Origin of the sequence: Kribbella sp. NPDC056861 (assembly GCF_040687575.1) — a bacterium.
Classification (GTDB): domain Bacteria; phylum Actinomycetota; class Actinomycetes; order Propionibacteriales; family Kribbellaceae; genus Kribbella.
Genome location: NZ_JBFBNQ010000001.1, coordinates 1201881 through 1221400 on the forward strand (window position 1 = coordinate 1201881; position 19520 = coordinate 1221400).

General features: G+C 68.8%; 18 protein-coding genes. 12 read left to right on the top strand and 6 right to left on the bottom strand.

Going from position 1 to position 19520, the window contains the following annotated elements:
• Positions 1 to 97: 97 nt before the first annotated feature.
• From infB to rimP, 4 genes are all read right to left on the bottom strand, one after another.
• Positions 98 to 3343: a translation initiation factor IF-2 gene (infB, locus tag AB0P21_RS05455; protein WP_363693888.1), complete on the bottom strand. Its 3246-nt coding sequence runs from the start codon at positions 3341 to 3343 to the stop codon at positions 98 to 100.
• A 173-nt stretch (positions 3344 to 3516) separates the two neighbouring features.
• Positions 3517 to 3840 (bottom strand): YlxR family protein, encoded by a 324-nt coding sequence (locus AB0P21_RS05460; protein ID WP_363694426.1) that lies wholly within the window; start codon positions 3838 to 3840, stop codon positions 3517 to 3519.
• Positions 3837 to 4829: a transcription termination factor NusA gene (gene nusA, locus AB0P21_RS05465; protein ID WP_363693890.1), complete on the bottom strand. Its 993-nt coding sequence runs from the start codon at positions 4827 to 4829 to the stop codon at positions 3837 to 3839. The genes AB0P21_RS05460 and nusA overlap by 4 nt, the downstream gene beginning before the upstream one ends.
• Positions 4829 to 5341 carry a ribosome maturation factor RimP gene (gene rimP / locus AB0P21_RS05470; protein WP_363693892.1) on the bottom strand — a complete coding sequence of 171 codons (513 nt, stop codon included), beginning with the start codon at positions 5339 to 5341 and terminating at the stop codon, positions 4829 to 4831. The genes nusA and rimP overlap by 1 nt, the downstream gene beginning before the upstream one ends.
• Before the next feature lie 132 nt (positions 5342 to 5473).
• Between rimP and AB0P21_RS05475 the strand changes: the two genes are divergently transcribed.
• The 12 genes from AB0P21_RS05475 to AB0P21_RS05530 all read left to right on the top strand — a co-directional run bounded on the left by AB0P21_RS05475 (position 5474) and on the right by AB0P21_RS05530 (position 17427).
• A complete protein-coding gene (locus AB0P21_RS05475; RefSeq protein WP_363693893.1) occupies positions 5474 to 6043 on the top strand; it encodes a cell division protein FtsK in 570 nt (189 codons plus the stop codon).
• On the top strand, positions 6040 to 6450 hold the full coding sequence (locus AB0P21_RS05480; RefSeq protein ID WP_363693894.1) for a ferritin-like domain-containing protein: 411 nt from the start codon (positions 6040 to 6042) through the stop codon (positions 6448 to 6450). Before AB0P21_RS05475 ends, AB0P21_RS05480 begins: the two co-directional genes overlap by 4 nt.
• Positions 6451 to 6778: 328 nt before the next feature.
• Positions 6779 to 7156, top strand: coding sequence for a cupin domain-containing protein (locus tag AB0P21_RS05485; protein ID WP_363693896.1), 378 nt, complete (start codon positions 6779 to 6781; stop codon positions 7154 to 7156).
• Positions 7149 to 8513: a class I tRNA ligase family protein gene (locus AB0P21_RS05490; protein WP_363693897.1), complete on the top strand. Its 1365-nt coding sequence runs from the start codon at positions 7149 to 7151 to the stop codon at positions 8511 to 8513. The genes AB0P21_RS05485 and AB0P21_RS05490 overlap by 8 nt, the downstream gene beginning before the upstream one ends.
• 4 nt (positions 8514 to 8517) lie before the next feature.
• Positions 8518 to 10899 (top strand): FAD-dependent oxidoreductase, encoded by a 2382-nt coding sequence (locus tag AB0P21_RS05495; RefSeq protein WP_363693899.1) that lies wholly within the window; start codon positions 8518 to 8520, stop codon positions 10897 to 10899.
• Positions 10896 to 11270: a hypothetical protein gene (locus tag AB0P21_RS05500; RefSeq protein ID WP_363693900.1), complete on the top strand. Its 375-nt coding sequence runs from the start codon at positions 10896 to 10898 to the stop codon at positions 11268 to 11270. Before AB0P21_RS05495 ends, AB0P21_RS05500 begins: the two co-directional genes overlap by 4 nt.
• Position 11271: 1 nt before the next feature.
• Entirely contained in the window at positions 11272 to 12567 is a 1296-nt protein-coding gene (locus tag AB0P21_RS05505; protein ID WP_363693902.1) for an ATP-grasp domain-containing protein, read from the top strand.
• Positions 12564 to 13862, top strand: a complete 1299-nt coding sequence (locus AB0P21_RS05510) for an MFS transporter (protein ID WP_363693904.1) — start codon at positions 12564 to 12566, stop codon at positions 13860 to 13862. Before AB0P21_RS05505 ends, AB0P21_RS05510 begins: the two co-directional genes overlap by 4 nt.
• Before the next feature lie 9 nt (positions 13863 to 13871).
• The gene (locus tag AB0P21_RS05515; protein WP_363693906.1) at positions 13872 to 15110 is read left to right on the top strand and encodes an ATP-grasp domain-containing protein; all 1239 of its coding nucleotides are present in this window, start codon (positions 13872 to 13874) and stop codon (positions 15108 to 15110) included.
• Positions 15111 to 15228: 118 nt separating this feature from the next.
• Positions 15229 to 15888, top strand: a complete 660-nt coding sequence (locus AB0P21_RS05520) for a lysoplasmalogenase (protein WP_363693908.1) — start codon at positions 15229 to 15231, stop codon at positions 15886 to 15888.
• Positions 15842 to 16219 carry a YchJ family metal-binding protein gene (locus AB0P21_RS05525; protein ID WP_363693909.1) on the top strand — a complete coding sequence of 126 codons (378 nt, stop codon included), beginning with the start codon at positions 15842 to 15844 and terminating at the stop codon, positions 16217 to 16219. Before AB0P21_RS05520 ends, AB0P21_RS05525 begins: the two co-directional genes overlap by 47 nt.
• A 74-nt stretch (positions 16220 to 16293) precedes the next feature.
• Complete coding sequence (locus tag AB0P21_RS05530) at positions 16294 to 17427, top strand: erythromycin esterase family protein (protein WP_363693911.1); 1134 nt, start codon at positions 16294 to 16296, stop codon at positions 17425 to 17427.
• Between the two features lie 64 nt (positions 17428 to 17491).
• Here AB0P21_RS05530 and AB0P21_RS05535 read toward each other — a convergent pair whose 3' ends face one another.
• Together AB0P21_RS05535 and AB0P21_RS05540 are read right to left on the bottom strand one after the other, a co-directional pair.
• The gene (locus AB0P21_RS05535) at positions 17492 to 18889 is read right to left on the bottom strand and encodes an alkaline phosphatase PhoX (protein ID WP_363693913.1); all 1398 of its coding nucleotides are present in this window, start codon (positions 18887 to 18889) and stop codon (positions 17492 to 17494) included.
• 81 nt (positions 18890 to 18970) lie between these two features.
• Entirely contained in the window at positions 18971 to 19519 is a 549-nt protein-coding gene (locus AB0P21_RS05540) for a YciI family protein (protein WP_363693914.1), read from the bottom strand.
• Between the last annotated feature and the right edge of the window lies 1 nt (position 19520).

Genomic DNA, 19520 nt, shown 5'->3' on the forward strand with positions numbered 1-19520 from the left:
CTCTGTTCCTGCTGGTGGTCCTTCATGCGTAACGTCCGGAGCGGCGGGTGTGAAACCGCCACTCCGGACGTTACTGGTGCATCAGTCGTGCTCGAGATCAGCTACGGGGCTTCTCGCGCAGCTCGAACGCCTCGACCACGTCGCCGAGCTTGATGTCGTTGTAGTTGTTCACGGTCAGACCACACTCGAAGCCCTCGCGGACCTCGGACGCGTCGTCCTTGAACCGCTTGAGCGACGACAGTTCGCCGTTCTCGACCACAACCACACCGTCGCGGATGACCCGCACCTTGGCGTTGCGCTTGATGACGCCGCTGGTGACCCAGCAACCCGCGATGTTTCCGACCTTGGAGGAGCGGAAGATCTCGCGGATCTCGGCCGAACCGAGCTTGAACTCCTCGTAGATCGGCTTGAGCATGCCCTTGAGAGCAGCCTCGATGTCGTCGATCGCCGAGTAGATGACCGAGTAGAACCGGACATCCACGCCTTCGCGCTCGGCCAGGTCCCCGGCCTTGCCGGCCGGCCGCACGTTGAAGCCGATGATGACGGCGTTCGACGCGATGGCCAGGTTGATGTCGTTCTCGTTGATCGCACCGACGCCGCGGTCGATGACGCGGAGGTTGACCTCGTCGCCGACCTCGATCCGCACCAGTGCGTCCTCGAGCGCTTCCACCGAACCGGACACGTCGCCCTTGAGAATGAGCAGGAGCTCCTGGCTCTCGCCCTTCTCCATGGAGGCCATGAAGTCCTCGAGCGTACGGCGCACGCGGCGCTTCGCGTTCGAGGCCGCCCGAGCCCGGGCTTCCCGCTTCTCGGCGATCTGCCGGGCCATCCGGTCGTCGTCGACAACGAGGAAGTTGTCGCCGGCTCCCGGCACGCCGGACAGACCCTGAACCAGGACCGGTCGCGACGGCAGTGCCTCGGTCACGTTGTTGCCGTGCTCGTCGAGCATCGCCCGGACCCGGCCGTACGCCGGACCCGCGACCATCGAGTCGCCGACCCGCAGCGTTCCGCGCTGAACCAGCACGGTCGCGACGGGGCCACGGCCCTTGTCCAGGTGCGCTTCGATCGCCAGACCCTGCGCCGGCTGGTCCGGGTTGGCCCGGAGGTCCAGCGAGGCGTCGGCGGTCAGGATGACGCCCTCGAGCAGGCCGTCGATGTTCAGGCGTGCCTTCGCGGACACGTCGATGAACATCGTGTCGCCGCCGTACTCCTCGGGGACCAGGCCGTACTCGGTCAGCTGACCGCGCACCTTGACCGGGTCGGCGTTCGGCACGTCGATCTTGTTGACCGCGACCACGATCGGGACGTTCGCCGCCCGGGCGTGGTTCAGGGCCTCGATCGTCTGCGGCATCACGCCGTCGTCGGCCGCGACCACCAGGATGACGATGTCGGTGGCCTGCGCACCACGAGCACGCATGGCGGTGAACGCCTCGTGACCCGGGGTGTCCACGAAGGTGATGGCGCGCTCCTTGCCGTCCACCTCCGTGGTGACCTGGTACGCACCGATGTGCTGGGTGATGCCACCGGCTTCCTTCGCCACCACGTTCGCGTGCCGGATCGCGTCCAGCAGCTTCGTCTTACCGTGGTCGACGTGACCCATCACGGTCACCACCGGCGGACGGGCCGCCAGGTCCTCGTCGCCACCGTCGTCGGCGCCGAAGTCGATGCTGAAGGACTCGAGCAGCTCGCGGTCCTCGTCCTCCGGGGAGACGACCTGAACGTCGTAGTTCAGCTCGGTCCCGAGGACCTGCAGCGTCTCCTCGTTGACGGACTCGGTCGCGGTCACCATCTCACCGAGGTGGAACAGCACCTGGACCAGCGCCGCCGGGTCGATACCGACCTTCTCGGCGAAGTCCGTCAGCGACGAGCCACGGGCGAGCTTCACGACCTCGCCGTCACCGTGCTTGACGCGCACGCCGCCGACGGCCGGAGCCTGCATGTTGTCGAATTCCTGGCGCTTGGCGCGCTTGGACTTGCGACCACGACGGGCCGGACCACCCGGACGACCGAAGGCGCCCTGCGTTCCGCCACGGCCCCGGTTACCCGGGCCCGGACGACCGCCACCGCCACCACCGGGGGGACCGCTGGGGCCACCACCCGGACGGAAGCCGCCGCCACCGCCGCCACCCGGACGAGCGCCACCGCCGCCACCGGGACCACCGGAACCGCCGCCGGGACGGCCACGGCCGCCGGCGCCAGGACCACCCGAACCGCCACCCGGACCAGCCGGACGGCCGGTGAAGGTACCGGCTGAGGACTTCGGCATCATCGCCGGGTTCGGACGCGGAGCGCCCGGTACGCCGCCGGCCGGACGCGGACGGTCGGAACCGCCGCTACGAGCCTGCGGGGGCCGCGGCGGCATTCCTGCCGGACTTCCGCTGCCCTGGCCGCCACCCTGGGCCGGGGCCGCCGGAGCGCCACCCGGACCCGGACGCGCGCCACCGCGCTGCATGCCCTGGGTCGAGCTGAAGGGGTTGTTGCCCGGACGCGGCGCACCCGGACGACCGCCGGCGGCACCCTGGCCACCGGGAGCTCCCGGACGCGGCGAACCACCCGGACGGGGTGCGCCCGGACGAGGTGCGCCACCCGGACGCGGGGCGTTGCCACCCGGCGTGGCCGGGCGAGGAGCACCCGGACGGGCCGAGCTGTCGCCGGCCGGACGCGGCGCTGCCGGACGCTGACCGGCCGGAGCCGACGGCGCCGCGGAAGCGGCAGGAGCCTGTACTGCGGGGGTCTCCGGAGCCTGGACGGCCGGAGTCTCGGCAACCGGCGCCGGAGCGGCCGGGGCCTCGGCGGCCTTGGCCGCAGGTGCCTCGAACGCCGGCGTCGCGGCCGGTGCGGGGGTCTCGACGCGCGGACCGGGCTTCGGGCCGGGACGCGGTCCCGGACGAGCCGGAGCAGGCGTCGCGGCCGGAGCCGGGCTCGCCGGTGCTGCTTCGCCGGCCACCGGAGTGGAGCTGCGCGGAGCAGCGGACTCGGTGACCTCGGCGCCGGACGTGCCTGCGCTCGCGGCGGTCTCGACCACCGTGGGCTCAGCCTTGACCGGAGCGGCCGGTACCGGCGCTGCGGCCGGTGCGCTGGCCTCTGCGGCCGGAGCCTGCGGTGCGGCCGGGACCGGAGCAGTCGCCTGCGGCGCTGCTGAGGTGCTGGCGGCGGCCGACTTGGCCGCGCGCTTCTTCGGCGGGTTCTTCTCGAACTCCTCCGCCAACCGTCGGACGACGGGTGCCTCGATCGTCGAGGACGCCGATCGGACGAACTCTCCCATGTCGTTCAGCCTAATCAGGACGACCTTGCTGGTAACTCCGAGCTCTTTCGCGAGCTCGTAGACGCGGACCTTTGCCACTACTCTCCCTCTGGTCCGAGCCTTGGGGGCGCGGACCGTTCAGTTGACGTACATGCTCATCGCATTGCACTCATCGTTTGACACTCATCGAGTGGTCATGAGTCGATGACCCGCCTTCATGTCTTCATAGCCGAGGCCATGGGCGGCCGGGCGGCCGCTCTTGTTACCGCAACTCATTGCTCTACCTGTGCCCGCACGAGCGAGAGATCAAGCGGACCCGGGACCTTGAAGGCCCGTGGGAACGCTTTCCTCCGCTCAGCGAGATCGAGGCACTCGGTCACCGGGTGCAGATGCGCCCCACGTCCGGGTGCTCGATGCGCGGGATCCGGGAGGACAAGTCCTCCGGACACCGTCATCCGCAGCAGGCCGGCCGGACTGTCTCGTTTCCGACACCCGATACAGGTGCGTTCCTGAACCCTCTCAGGGCGCGCTTCTGCAGTGTGAATCTTCAGTTCCTCAGGGTGTGGTGACGACTCAGTCGACCGACGAGAGATCAGTCTACCTTCTCGTCCTCACGAGTCACATCAGTATCCGGCCTGATGTCGATTCGCCAGCCGGTCAGCCGGGCCGCGAGGCGGGCGTTCTGCCCCTCCTTGCCGATCGCGAGCGACAGCTGGTAGTCCGGTACGACGACCCGCGCGGCGCGTGCCGCGGCGTCGACGACCTCGACCGAGGAGACCTGGGCCGGCGACAGCGCGTTGCCGACGAAGGTGGCCGGGTCGTCGCTGTGATCGATGATGTCGATCTTCTCGCCGTGCAGCTCGTGCATGATGTTGCGCACCCGCTGGCCCATCGGGCCGATACAGGCGCCCTTGCCGTTCACGGACGGGTTCAGGGTCCGGACGCTGATCTTGGTCCGGTGGCCGGCCTCGCGGGCGATCGCGGTGATCTCGACGGTGCCGTCGGCGATCTCCGGGACCTCGAGCGCGAACAGCTTCTTGACCAGGTTCGGGTGCGTCCGGGAGACGGTGATCTGCGGGCCCTTGAAGCCCTTGCGGACCCCGACCACGTAGACCCGCAGCCGGGAGCCGTGCTCGTACTTCTCCCCCGGCACCTGCTCCGGGGCTGGCAGCACGGCCTCGATCTTGCCCAGATCGATCATCACCGAGCGCGGGTCGCGGCCCTGCTGGACGATGCCCGACAGGATGTCGCCCTCCTTGCCGGCGAACTCGCCGTACCGGACCTCGTCCTCGGCGTCGCGCAGCCGCTGCAAGATGACCTGCTTGGCGGTGGTCGCCGCGATCCGGCCGAAGTCGGCCGGCGTGTCGTCGTACTCACGGGCCACCGTGCCGTCCTCGGCCAGCTCGCGCGCGGTCACCGTGACGTGCCCGCTCTTGCGGTCCAGCTCGACCCGCGCCTGCGCCTGCGCGCCCTCGGTCCGGTGGTAGGCCACCAGCAGCGCCTGCTCGATCGCCTCGACGACGATCTCGAAGGCGATGTCCTTCTCCCGCTCCAGGGCCCGCAGGACGGCCATGTCGATGTCCATCAGTTCTCCTCCGTGCCGTCAGCGGCAGGTTCGTCGTTGCCGGCAGGCCGGTTGAACTCGATCTGGATCTTGGCCTTGGTGATGTCGGCGTACGCGATCGTCCGCGGCCGCCCCTTGACGTCCAGCTCGGCGCCCTCGTCGGTGACGGACGTGATCCGGCCGCTCACCTTGCCGCCGGCCACCAGGGTGACCTCGACCAGCCGGGTGACGTTGCGGCGCCAGTGCCGCGGCAACGTCAGCGGGCGGTCCACCCCGGGGCTGGAGACCTCCAGCGTGTACGCCGTGTTGCCCATCACCTCGTCGGTGTCGAGCGCCTTGGAGATCGCCCGGGTCACCTCGGCGACGTCGTCCAGGTTGATGCCGCCGTCGCGGTCGATCAGCACGCGCAGCAGCCGCTTCTTGCCGATCGGCGTGACATCGGACTCCTCCAGGTCGCATCCGAACTGGGACACGATCGGCTGAAGGAACTTCACGAGGCTGTCGGGGTCCGAGTGGTCAATTCTTCGGCTCACAGGTGGACCTGCCTCTCTGCAGTTGTATACGCCTGTCGCACCCCGGCGATCCGGCCGAGGGGCAGTGGTCCACCTTATCTGGCCTCAGGCAGTGTCCGAGCACGTACCTCCGGTCGGGATAGTGTTTCGGCCGTGCCGAACCCCCCTGAGCCCCTCACTCGCCGGGCCGCGCTGCAGGTCGCAACCCTGTCGGCCGGTACTGCGCTGCTGCTGGCCGGCTGCAAGGACGACCCCGCCCAGCCCGGAGCCGGCAGCACCGGTACGACGAGCGGCGGCACCAAGGGCCCGGACGGCACCAGCAAGCCCGAGCCGAGCACCGACCCGGCAGTAGTCGCCGCGATGTCCACCGCGGCCGGCCAGGTGGCTCAGGCCGCCCAGCGCCTCACCGCGGCCGGCAAGACCTACCCCGCGTTGAACGCCCAGCTCGCCGTCGCGGCGAAGTACCACGCCCAGCATCTGGCGAAGCTCAACGAGCTGTCCGGGACCACTCCGGCCGCCGTCGGCAAACTGCCTCCCCTGCCGAAGGGCTCCGCGGCCGCCCTCGCGGACCTGGCGAGCGGCGAGCAGAAACTCTCGGTCGCCCACGCGACCGCCGCGGCCAAGCTGTCCGGTCCGGCCGCGCGCCTGCTCGCGATGGTCGCCGCCTCCGAGCTCCAGCTGGCAGCCACCCTGACCGTGAAGAAGAAGGACGCCGGCCGGTGAACCAGATTCAAGCGCTCCAATCAGCCCTGGCCGGCGAGCACGCCGCGCAGTACGGCGTCGGTGTTGCCGGAGGCAAGTTGAGCGGCGCCAAGGGGCAGGCCGCCGAGGAGCTCTACGAGCAGCACCGCAAGCGGCGCGACAAGCTGGCCGACCTGCTCTCCGCGGCCGGCGAGAAGCCGGTCGCCGCGGCGCCGGCGTACGAGTTGCCGCTCACGGTGACGAACGCGCTCTCGGCAACCTCTTTGATCCTGCAGATCGAGCGCCGGCTGGCCGCCGTCTACGGCGACCTGGTCGAGAACGCCGAGCAGGCCCCGGTCAGGGCACTGGCGGTCGAGTACCTGCTCGCGGTCGCCGCGACCCAGATCCGCTGGGGCGGCGCCCCGGCCGCGTTTCCGGGCGCGATCTGATCTGGACCGGAATCGACCGGTTGCCTAAAGTGATTGGCCGGGCACGTAAGGGCGCGGAAACGGCGTCATAACGAATAATTTCCGGTGCGGTTACGGATGATCTGGAATTCGTTGCGTACATCCCTTTACTCAGAGCGCTACCTTCCATATATTTCCGGTCACGGAGACTGGGGGGTCGCCGGGTATTCACCTTCACCACAAGGGCTTTCGCCTGCGTGGCCGCTGGTGATGATCCAAGGCTGAAGCAAAACGTCTGGTCCGTACTTTCCCTTTGTTTCAAACAACTTCTTGAGCCGCGTCCAAGCCCGGCTACGGAGGGTAGTGAAGCATGCGTACATTCGACCTGATCACGGGCGAGAGCCTGTTTGTGAAAGACCTCCGAGTAGTCCGATGGGAGCAATACGACCTGGACCGGCACCTGCCGTTCCAAGCCATGTGGTACTCCGTCCCGCCCGGTTCGGAGAGCCCACTCGACACCCACCCCGAGCTAGAGCTGTCGATCGTCGTGGCCGGCACCGCCCATGTGATTGCGGGCGGCACCGAACACGAGATCCGGCAGGGCAACGCCTTCCTGCTCAGCAGCACCGAACACCACGTGGTCCAGAACCGCTCGGCCGACGTCGAGCTGACCATCTTCAGCGCCTACTGGATGCCACTCCCGGAACCGGTCGGCACGCCAGCGGAAGCAATGGCCGGCCATGACTGAACCCGGCTCTGGGCCGGTCACGGTCATCACCTTCCCGCAGCCGACCGCCAACGGTCCGCTGCACGTCGGGCACCTGTCCGGCCCGTACATCGCCGCCGACATCGCGGCCCGGGCAGCGCGTGCCCGGGGCGAGAACGTCGTGGTGACCAGCGGTCTCGACGTCCACCAGAACTACGTCCTCACCCGGGCCGAGAACGAGGGCCTCGAGGTCGGCGCGATGATGGCCGACTTCAAGTCCGACATCCTGACCACCTATAAGCTGGCCCGGATCGGTTTCGACCGGTTCAGCGACCCGCTGAGCGACGAGCACGCGCCGGTCATCCGGCAGTTGATGAACCGCTTGGTTGCCTCCGGCGCCACTCCCCTGACCGAGCTCACGCTCTACCGGTGCGGGGACTGCAGCCGGACGCTGCACGAGTCGTACCTGACCGGTCTGTGCGGCGCCTGCCAGGCGCCGGCGGCCGGCGGCGCCTGCGAGCAGTGCGGCAGCTACACGTTCGTCGAGACGATGATCGACCCGGTCTGCGGCCGGTGTGGTGGCCCGCCGCAACCATTCCGGGCGACGGTGCCGGTACTCCGGATGGAGGACCACCGCGCTGCGATGACCGCGATGTGGCTGCAGGCGGAGTTGCCGCCGGCCGTTCGCGACCTGATCGGCCGGCAACTCGCGCAAGGTCTGCCGGAGATCCCGCTCGCCTACCCGACCAACTGGGGTATCGAGGGCGACGGCCCACTGACCGGCCTGCGCTTCGGCCCGTACTCCGAGGTCGCGCTGACCGACCTCTACAACATCGCCAAGGCGGTCGACCCGGCCGCCGACGACCTGGCCGGCTACCTGGCCGCGTTCGGCCGGGTGGACCAGCTGTGGCACTTCCTGGGCCTCGACAACGCCTACTGGTACGCCATCTACTGGCGGGCCATCTGGGCCGCGGCGGGTCTCAGCCCGCTGCCGCTGTCCGGGATGGTGGTCAACGAGTTCTACACCCTGGACGGATCGAAGTTCTCGACCAGCCGCAACCACGCGATCTGGGCGAACGACCTCCTCCACGACGAGGACCCGGCGATCGTGCGGTTGTTCCTCGCCTGGGACCGGCCGGACCGCAGCCAGACCGACTTCACCTGGAAAGCCTTCCGGGCGTTCGCCGAGCTGGTCGGACCACTGCTGGACGGCACGCACACCGTGACCGCTCCACTCCATCCGGCGCTGGCCGCGATCGAGTTGGCACGGGGTGAAGCCGCCTTGCGGCCGTCGGGTTTCGACCCGGCGCTGGCGGCTCGCAGCCTGATCACTCTCCTCTCCGGAGGAGCTCAGACCGGTGCCCTGCGGAGGGCTCTGACCGGTTCGGGCGAGGAGTAGCGCCGTGCGAGTCTGCGTGATCGGTTCGGGGATCGCCGGCACGCTGCTGGCCTGGCGGCTGAGCGGCGACCCCGGTCTCACGGTGGACCTCGTGACGGGGTTGCCCGGCGCGGACGCCACTGCCTCCTCAGGTGGCGGCGTCCGCGCCTTCGAGACCCATCCGGCCCAACGCCGGCTGGCGGCCGAGAGCCTGGCCGAGCTGCTGGAGAGCCCGGCGCTGCTCGACCACGCCCACTACACCGAGACCGGCTGCACCTATCTGCTCGAAGAGCACGCTGGGCTGGCAGCCGCCGTCGCCGAGGTGGAGAACCTGCACCCCGGATCGACGGAGATCGTCGGCAGTGCCGAACTGCGGCGCCGTGGTTGGCACGGCCTGCCGGACAGCACGGTCGGCGTACTGGAGAAGCGGGCCGGGTTCATCCGGCCCGACCAACTGCGCAACGCCATTGTCGAGTACCTCGCCCGTGGCCAGCGCAGCACTGTCATCCCGGGGCCTGTCCTCGGGTTGGTGCCGCACCCCGATGGTTCCGTCAGCTGCCGCACTCCCGGCGACAGCTCCCGGTACGACGTCGTCGTGGTCGCGGCAGGACCTTGGACGCCGGGCCTGCTGGCGGGGAACTCCCTGCCGGCCGAGCCCTACCGGACCAAGGCGATCCAGGTCGCGGTCTACAAGGTGGACGGTGCACTGCCGACCATGTTCGTGGACGAGAGCAGCGGCCTGTACGGACGACCGACGGCCGACGGCGAGCTCCTGCTCGGCGTCGACTCCCACCGTTGGTCCGTTCCTCCCGGCAGCAGCCGGCCGATCCAGCACCTGGCCGACCAGGCCATCCGGATCGCCGGCGAAAGACTGCCGCACCTGAGGCTGCTGGAGACCGCCAAGACGGTCAACGCAGCCGACTGTTATGCCGATCCGCCGGTGCTGACCCTGTGGTCAGTGCTCGGCAGCACGCATCGGCTCTTCACTTTCACCGGTGGGTCCGGCGGCAGCGTGAAAACCGCGCTGGCCGCCAGCCGGACGGCAGCGAGCGACCTGCTCGGGCCCCTGGCCACCGGGGGAAACACCCGTAACACCACTTCGCGGACGGAGAACAAGCGCATGACCATCACGGATCGACCCACCGGCAGCCCGCCCAGGTACCACACGATCGGCATCGGCGCCGGTCCCTCGAACCTGTCCCTGGCGGCTCTGTACAAGAACGTCACGACCGAGAAGCTCGCCCTGTTCGACTCCCGCCCGGTCGCCGGCTGGCACACGCCGCTGCTCTACCCGGGTGTGCGGATGCAGACGGGCTGGATGAAGGACCTGGTGTCGCTGGTCGACCCCCGGCACGAGCTGACGTTCCTGAACTACCTGGTCACCTCCGGGCGGCTCTACGCGCTGATCAACTCCCAGTTCGACTCGCTCCCCCGGATCGAGTACGAGCGCTACCTGGCCTGGGCCACCGAGAAGCTCGGCGTGGTGAACTTCAGCTCCCGGGTCGAGACGATCTCGATCACCGACAATGGGTTCGAGGTGACCGTCGGCGGTGAGCCGGTGGCCGTCTCCGAGCACCTGGTGCTCGGGCTGGGCACCCGGCCGGTCTGGCCGGAGTACGTCCAGGGCCTGCCGCGCGAGCGGGCCTTCATCGCCGACGAGCTCGGCGCCCGGATGCCCGACCTGGAGGCCTACAAGGCCGAGCCGATCGCCGTGGTCGGCGGTGGCCAGACCGGTCTCGAGTGCGTCCTGCGGCTGCTCGGCTCCGGCTTCACCGACATCCGCTGGATCGGCCGGAACCAGTGGTTCCGCAGCATCGACGACTCGCCGATGGCCAACGAGCTGTACCGGCCGTCGCACATCGAGTTCCTGCAGGGACTCAACCGTGGCAAGCGCCGGGAGATGATCGTGGACTCCCGGTACAGCGGCGACGCCATCACCCCTGGTGGGCTCCGGGCGCTCTACCAGGGCAACTACGACGGACTGCTGACGCTGGGCCGGTTCCCGGTCACGCTGCTGCCGGGCCGGACCGTCACGTCAGCCGAGGAACTGACCGACGGCCTGCTGCGGCTGCACTGCACCACCCCCGAGACGCCGGAGCAGCAGGACGTCCGGCACATCGTGGTGGCGGCCGGCCGCGAGCACGTCCAGGCGCCGTTCGACGACGACCTGCGGGACCGGATCGACTACGACGACGACGGCGAGATGCTGGTCGAGCCGGACTACTCGGTGCGCTGGAAGGGCATGAACGGTCACAAGATCTACTCGTTCAACGCCAGCCGCTACAGCCACGGCCTGACCAACGCCGGCCTGACCCAGCTGCCGGTCCGGGCCGCGATGGTCCTCAACTCGATGTTCGACCGGGAGATCTACCCGATCTCCGACGAGCTGTGCGCGGTGCAGTGGTGAGCGCCGCGGTCCCCGAGCCGCTCACCCCCGACGTGGACGGTGTGTGGTTCCAGCTCGTCGCCGACGAGCCCGGCACCGAGGTGCCGTACGGCCAGTACCACCGCGACGGCGACCTGGTCTGGGCCGAGTTCTACGCGGGCGGCTCGCTGCGCAGCGGCCGGCTGGTCGGTCACCTGCAGGACGACGGGTCCTTCGACGCGGCGTACTGCTTGCTGACCGCAACCGGTGACCTGGTCAGCGGCGAGTGCCACAGCATCCCGCAGTACGACGACCGCGGCCGGCTGCGGATCGCGGATCACTTCAAGCGGAGCGACGGCAGCTCCGGAGTCACGTACATCGAGCAGATCCCTGCTCCGGTCAGGGAGGTCTGAGATGTCCGATAGCCCCGAGCTGATCATCGAAGAGGTCGAGCGGCCGCACCTGCTGGTGGTGGCGACCGGAATGCGTCTGTTCCGGGAGTACATCCTGAGCTCGATCGCACCGCAGTACCGGATCCACATGTTCCTGCACGCGGAGCCGTCCTGGGAGAAGGACTACATCGAGGGCTGGACCGTGCTGGAGAGCACCCTCGACGCCGAGGCGCTGGTGGTGGCGGCGAAGAAGCTGAACGCCGAGCAGCCGATCGACGGCGTGCTCTGCTGGGACGAGGCGAGGATCCTGCAGACCGCGCACATCGCCGAGGCGCTCGGCCTGCCGGGCGGCGACGTGGCGATGATCGACCGCTGCCGGGACAAGCACCTGACCCGTACCGCGCTCGCCGAGAAGGGCGTCCCGCAGCCCGAGTCGATCCTGGTCGACACGGTGGAGGACGCGCTGGTGGCGGCCGAGAAGGTCGGCTACCCGGCGATCCTGAAGCCGCGGGCGATGGCGGCCAGCCTCGGCGTGGTCAAGGTGAACTCGCCCGAGGAGCTGAAGGAGAACTGGGCGTTCGCGCACGACACGACCGTGCCGGAGGCGCCGGAGTACGACGTCAAGGTGCTGGTCGAGGAGTTCGCCGACGGCTACGAGATCAGCATCGACGCGGCCGTCTTCCACGGTCAGGTGACGCCGTTCTGCCTGGCCCGCAAGGAGATCGGCTACCCGCCGTACGCCGAGGAGATCGGCCACTTCGTCGACGCGCACGACCCGCTGCTGGTCGACGAGCACCTGATGCAGGTGCTGGTGGACGCGCACGCCGCGATCGCCTTCACCGACGGCGTCACGCACACCGAGATCATGATGACGGCCGACGGCCCGAAGGTGATCGAGATCAACGGCCGGATCGGCGGCGACATGATCCCGTACCTCGGCCTGCAGGCCACCGGTGCGGACCCGGGCCTGGCGGCTGCGGCCGTCGCGTGCGGCCGGGCACCCGAACTGGTGCCGGACCGGACCGTCGCGGGCGGCGTGCGGTTCTTCTACGTCGACGAGAACGACACCGTGCTCGACGGCGTCGAGTGGGACGAGAGCGCCGAGCTGCCGGCCACCATCGACAAGCTGGTGCTGTTGATGGAGGCCGGCCAGACGACCAGCCCGCCGCCGGAAGGCACCCTGTGGGGCCGGATCGCCTACGCGACCGCCGTCGCTCCCACGCTTGACGAGTGCCGGGCCGGGCTGGACGCTGCTGAGAAAGCACTGCGTTGGTCCGGCCACGTGGTCACCGAACCCCCGAAGGAGCCGGCATCATGACAGCCGCCCCAACTGACGAGAGCACCGGTATCTGGGCGACCATCCGGGAGGCTCCGGTCCCGGTGAAGGCGCTGCTGGTCGGTGTCTTCGTCAACAAGCTCGGCTGGTTCCTGCAGGTCTTCCTGGTGCTCTTCCTGACCACCTCGAAGGGCTTCAGCGACGTCCAGGCCGGTACCGCGCTGGGCATCTACGGCGGCGGGTCGGTGATCGGCCTGATCATCGGCGGTTCGCTGTCGGACAAGATCGGGCCGCGCGCCGCGGTGATGATCAGCATGTTCGGCATGGCCGCGTTCGTGCTCGGTATCGCCTACGTGCCCAGCTACACCGCCATCCTCATCACGGTGGCGCTCGCCGGCGCGGTCGGCCAGTTCTACCGGCCGGCCTCGGCCGCGCTGCTGACCGAGCTGACACCGAAGAACCGTCAAGTGATGATTTTCGCGGTCTACCGGCTGGCGATGAACCTCGGTACGACGGCAGCTCCGCTGATCGGTGCGGCCCTGGTCGCGATCTCGTGGAACCTGCTGTTCATCGGTGAGGCGCTGGCCGCGCTGGCGTACGCCGCCGTGGCGATCGTCGCGCTGCCGAAGCGTCAGGCTGCTGCTCCCGCCGGTCCGGAGGACACCGCTGACGCGGTCGCCGCCGCGGAGCCCACCGCCGGTGGGTACCTCGCCGTACTGCGGGACTACAAGTACGTCCTGTTCCTGCTGTGCATGTTCATCAACGCGGCGATCTACATGCAGTACCTCGCCGTGCTGCCGCTGCACATGAAGTCGGAAGGCCTGTCCACGTGGTGGTTCAGCGCGATGGTCGCGCTGAACGGGTTCATCGTGATCACCTGCGAGTTGCTGGTGACCAAGGTGGTCCAGCACTGGCCGGCCCGGCTGGTGGCGATCGCGGGCTTCGTCCTGCTGGGCGGCGGACTGGCGTTCTACGCCCTGCCGGGTGGAGTGGCGATCTTCGTGATCGGCACCCTGCTGTGGACGCTGGCCGAGATCATCGCCGGACCGACCATGTTCGCCTACCCGGGAATGGCCGCCAAGCCCCACCTGCTCGGCCGGTACGTCGGCTCCGCACACGCGATGTTCGGACTCGGCTCCGCGCTGGGCCCGTTCCTCGGGGTCTGGATCTGGAACAACTCCGGGACCCAGGTCTGGGTCTGGTGCGGGGTCGCGGGCGCCGTCGGTGTCGTGTGCGCGTACTTCGGTATGTCGAACGCGGCGGCGTCGGACCCGGTTGACGAGCCTGTTGTGGACACCACCCCGGCCAGTGAGCCGTTGCCGAGCGAGAGCTCGTAGGAGAGTCTCATGTCGAAATACACGATCATCGTGGACCCGTTGTCCACTGGGCAGGAATACCCTGCCGCTTTCAAGGAGGCCGGGCAGATTCCGGTCGCGGTGCTGAGTGGGACGGAGCCGCCGCCGGCGTTCACCGGCAGCTGGCATCCGGAGGAGTTCGAGCACATCCACTACTTCACCGGTGATGTCGCGGCGTTGGCCGAGGACCTGCGGCAGTACGACCCGCAGTACCTGGTGCCGGGCGCCGAGAGCGGGGTCGAGCTCGCCGACGCGCTGACCGAGATCCTGCTGCCCGGCACGGGCAACGTGCCCGAGCTGGCCTCGGCACGGCGGGACAAGTGGCAGATGGCGCAGGCGCTGGCCGCGGCCGGCGTACCGCGGTTGCGGCAGTTCCTGACGTCCGACCCGGCCGAGGCCGAGAAGTGGCTGAAGGAGAACGACCTGATCGGGCGGCGGCTGGTGATCAAACCGCCGAAGAGCGCCGCCGGTGACGAGGTCTACGTCGTCTTCGAGGACGGTGACTGGCGCGAGCGGTTCGACCGGGTGCTCGGCCGGACCAACAAGATGGGTCTGGTCAACGACTCGGTCCTGATCCAGGAGTACGCCGAAGGCACGGAGTACCTGGTGGACAGCTACTCCATCGACGGGAAGCACGCGCTCGTCGACGTCTGCCGGTACACCAAGATCAGCCGGGGCGACAAGATCGGCATCTACCACCGGATCGACTTCCTCGCGGCGGACGATCCCGAGGTGCTGGCGTTGTGGCCGTACACCCAGCAGGTGCTGGACGCGGTCGGCATCCGGGTCGGCTGCGGGCACGCCGAAGTGATGATGACGCCGGACGGACCGCGGCTGATCGAGGTCGCCGCCCGCCCGTCGGGTGGCGGTCACCAGATGGTCAGCGACCTGGCCACCGGCGACAACCACATCAAGCGGACCGTCGCGCACCGGGTGCGCGGCGAGTTCCGGGACAGCTTCGACCTGGTCCAGCACCTCCGCGGTGTCTTCATCTCCGCGGTCCGCGACGGCTACTTCCGCAACCGGGAGGTCTTCGACGGGATCGAGGAGCTGAAGTCCTTCCACTGGATGAAGATCCTGCACGAGGAGGACGCGGTCGTGCCGGAGACGGTCGACCTGTTCACCTGCCTGGCCTGGGTGATCCTGATCCACAGCGACCCCCAGACATTGGACGACGACTACCGCCGAGTGCTCGAGATGGAGGCAGCGATAGTCATCGACGAAGCCTGACCACCCTGCTCAGCCGAGACCCCCCAGTCCAACTGGCTGAGCCCCCGGGCACGGACGTTCCCCCAAACGCCCGTGCCCGGGCCTTTTCTGTTCATCTGCCGTCGGCACACTCGGTGGCATGAGCCTTCGGGAGCTGGTGGGCGGGCGGCGGCGGATGCTGGCCTACTGGGCTGCGGCCGCGGTGCATGTGGGAGCTGTTGCTGTTGATCTCGAGGTGTTGAAGCAGGCCAGCAAGGTGACGTTGATGCCCTTGCTGTTGGCGTGGAGCCGGAGTCAGGAAGTGCCGCCGTTGATCCAGGCCGCGCTGTTGGCATCCGCGGCTGGTGACTTGTTGCTGGAGACGGAGCTGCAGTTGGCGGGGATCGCCGCGTTCGCGGCGGCGCATGCTTGCTACCTCGCGGTGTTCTTGGCCAAGCCTGGTGAGCGGTCGTGGCGGGTGCTCGCGGCGTACAGCGCGTTGTGGGCGGCGTTGATCGCGGTGTTGTCCCGGGATCTCGGTGCTCAGCGGGTGCCGGTGGCGGCCTACGCTTTGTTGCTGACGGCAACTGCTGTCGCGTCGCGGTGGCACAACCCGCGGAGTGGGCTGGGTGGCGCGCTGTTCCTGGTCTCCGACGCGTTGATCGCGCTGCGGCTGGCCGGCCGTGATTTCCCGGGGCGTGGGGTGCTGACGATGTCGACGTACGTCGCCGGGCAGTACCTGCTGGTCTCGGGGGTCAGGGCACAATCTGGGGATGGCGAAACTCCCCTGTCCCTGCGGTCTCGACGCCGCCTACGCTGACTGCTGCGGCAGCCTGCACGAGGGCCGTACTGCGGCCGCCACCGCCGAGCAGTTGATGCGCTCGCGGTACTCGGCATTCGTCGTACGGGATGCGGCTTATCTGCTCCGCACCTGGTCGGCCGCCACCCGGCCGCGCGACCTCGATCTCGAGGACGACATCGAGTGGACCGGGCTGGAGATTCTGGGCAGTACCGGCGGCAGCGCCTTCCACGCCGAGGGAACGGTGGAGTTCCGGGCCAACTACATCGCCGAGGGCGAGCCAGGTCATCAGCAGGAGGACAGTCGCTTCCTGCGCGAGAACGGCGCCTGGGTGTACGCCCGTCCGGTTTGACGGTTCTGAGCAGCTCCCGCGGTTGAACGTGCGCCAAAGTCTCAATCGGGGCTTCAAAGTTATGATTGAGACTCATGAGCCAGGACATCAGCGAGTTCGTGACAGCGTCGGGTGAGTTGCTGGGCTTCGGAGAGCCGACCCATCTGGAGCCGTGCTTCGGGCAGGTGCGCAACGAGTTGGTCTTCCAGCTCGCCGGGCTGGGGTTCCGGTCGGTGGCGCTGGAGACCGACCGGGTCGCCGCACTCCGGGTCGATGCCTTCGTCCGGCAGGGAGTGGGATCGCTGGACGAGGCGATGGCCGGAGGGTTCTCGCACGGCTTCGGCGAGGTGGCCGCCAACCGTGAGCTGGTTAGCTGGCTGCGGGACTACAACGCAGCCCGGCCGGCCGATCAGCAACTCGCCTTTCACGGCTTCGACGCCTCGCTGGAGACCATGAGCGCGCCGAGCCCGCGACCGTACCTCGACCATGCGCGCGAATACCTGCAACTCGATCTCGACCTGGCACCTCTCGTCGGCGCCGACGACCAGTGGAGCCGCACCGAGGCAGTCATCGACCCGGCCTCCTCGATCGGCGCGACCCCTGCCGCCGACAGCCTGCGAGTGATCGCCGACGACCTGCTCATCGCCCTCTACGCGCGAGCACCGGAGTTGATCGCGGCAACTTCTCGCGATGAGTGGCAACAGTCCGAGACGTACCTGACCGCCGCCCTCGGAATACTGCGCTACCACAAGGAGTGCGCTCGGGTGGAAGCCGATCAAGGCCTCCGGATAGCACGCCTCTCCAGCCTTCGCGACGCCCTGATGGCTCAGAACCTGCTCGCCGTCCGCGCCCTCGAAACCCGGCGCGGCCCGACCTTCGTCTTCGCCCACAACACCCACTTGCAACGCAACCAGAACACCTGGCAGTTCGGCGACACCGACGTCACGCTGGCCAGCGCCGGCGCGATCCTGAGCACCCTCCTCGACGACCGCTACACCTTCGTCGCCGGCTCACTCGGCCGCAGCAGAACCATCGGCCTGGAAGAACCAGCACCCGGCACCTACGAGAGCCACCTGCAACGCAGTACGCCGACGTCCTGGTCGCTGACGCCGGCTGCCGCCACTCCAGAAGGCACCACCCGCACAGACCCCACTCCACAGCAGGGCTACTTCCCACTCACCGCGGCAACCATCAAGGGAGCCGACGCGATCCTCCACCTCAGCGACTGACCCGCGGTGGTAGCCATGCCGCGGGGCGGTGGGCACGGCTACCAAGCGGAAGTCAGCGTCTGGATCAGCGGCGGCGGCGCCAGGGGCCGGTGATCGCGTAGGTGATGCCGGGGGTGTAGATGTTGAAGAACATCGTCCGGCCGTCGGCGGAGAAGCCGACACCCGTGAGCTCGCCGTACTCCGGCTCCTCGGGGGTGCCGTTGTTGACCCGGTTGCGGGCGAACTTGAAGACCTCGCCGTCCTCGGTGGTGCCGAGCATGTGCTGGTCGCCGAGGCCGTCCTCGCACATCATCAGGCCGCCGTACGGCGACATGGTGATGTTGTCGGGGGAATCGAACTCCGGGTTCGGGTCGGTCGGGACGGCGCGCTTGAAGATCACCTCAAGGGTGAGCGTCTTGCGGCGCGGGTCGAACTTCCAGACCTGGCCGTTGTGCTCCATCTTCGGGCCGAGCGAGGTGAGCGCGAACGACGAGACGAAGTACACGCAGCGGTCGACCGCGCCCCACCAGGCGCCTTCCAGCTTGTAGCCGCCGGTGATCGGCTTGGCGAAGTCCTGCGCGCGCACCGACTCCGAGGTCGCGAGCGGGTCGGGCACCTTCACCCACTCCACGCCACGCAGTACGGTGCCGGCTTCCTGGATGACCGACAGGTCCGGTACGCCGGCGATCCGCATCGCCTGCAGTTCGCCGCCGGCGCGCAGACTCCCCCAGCCGCCGCGGGGGCGGTTCGGCAGGAAACGGTAGAAGCCGCCCAGCGGCGCGACGAACGCGTCCTCGGTCTCGTAGACGATCCCGGTGGCCGGGTCGACGGCGACGGCCTCGTGCTGGAACCGGCCCATCGCCTTCAGCGGAACGGGATTGCGGTTGCGGCGGTCGTCGTACGGGTCGACCTCGAAGATGAAGCCGTGGTCCTTGGTGTAGCCCTTGACGCCGGCCTTGTCCTCGGTCTCCTCGCAGGTCAGCCAGGTGCGCCACGGGGTCTTGCCGCCGGAGCAGTTGATCGCGGTACCGCCGAGCGCGACGTACTCCTTCTCGACGTTGTTGTGCCGGTCGAGGATCAGCGTGCTGTTACCGCCGCCGGCTCCCGGGTCGTAGGTGCGGATCGGCGGGCCCTTCACCGGGATCGGCGCGTCCGGGTAGCACTCGTGGTTGCGGACCAGCCGCGAGCCGCCGTGCCGGTCCGGGAAGGTCCCCATCCCGTCGAACCGGCTCGGGATCAGGCCGCCGTCGGGGCGCTTGGTGCCCTCGCGGGACAGGATCTTGTAGCTGAACCCCTTCGGCAGGTCGAGCATCCCCTTCGGGTCCTCGATCAGCGGGCCGTAGCCCACCTTCGGGCCGGACGTGCCGAGCGCCGGCTCAGCCGTGTAGAGGGCGTCCACCGAGCCGACCACGCCGACCGCAACACCGGCCACGGCCGCGCGCGCGACGAACTGACGTCTGGACAGGGGGTTTTCGACACTCATCGGGCGATCTCCTTGTCAGCACAAGCAGTGGTCGCCAGTGAACGTACGGTAAACAACTGCCCAACGGCAAGAGAACGCGTGTCAGGAATCGCTCTGTGATCGTCCGCCCCGCTGCCAGCGACGCGCAGTGAGGATCGCGGGCTCTCCCCGCAGCCCGTCCGCGATCGGCTGGACCACCGTCAAGGCCTTGTCCGGCAACGCATCGACCGCCGCGACGATCCCCACCGACCGCGAGCCTTCGTCGTCCACCAGCATCGCCAGGAAGCTCACTCGCTCGTCCGAGCCGTCGAGCTCACCCACCTCGGCCGCCGGCCACTCCCCCGTCACCAGCGTCTTCGGTACGCCGTCCGCCGAGTCAGCCAGTACGACGGCCTGCACGACCGTCAGCGGCTGGTAGAAACCAGCGGACCAATAGGGCTCTTCATAAGCGAAGCGCTCTGCCTCGGCCCGATCGTCCACATCGACGACGTGCACGCTGCCGGTGTGCTCCTCCGCGTCATCGGTCAGCGTCGGACCCCGCAGGATCAGCCGGTCGGCGTACTGATCCATATAGGACCAGTGCGCCTCGGCCTTCTCCATCAGCCCGGGCAGCACGCCCGGCTTGTCCTCGCCGTAGACGAAGTACGGCACG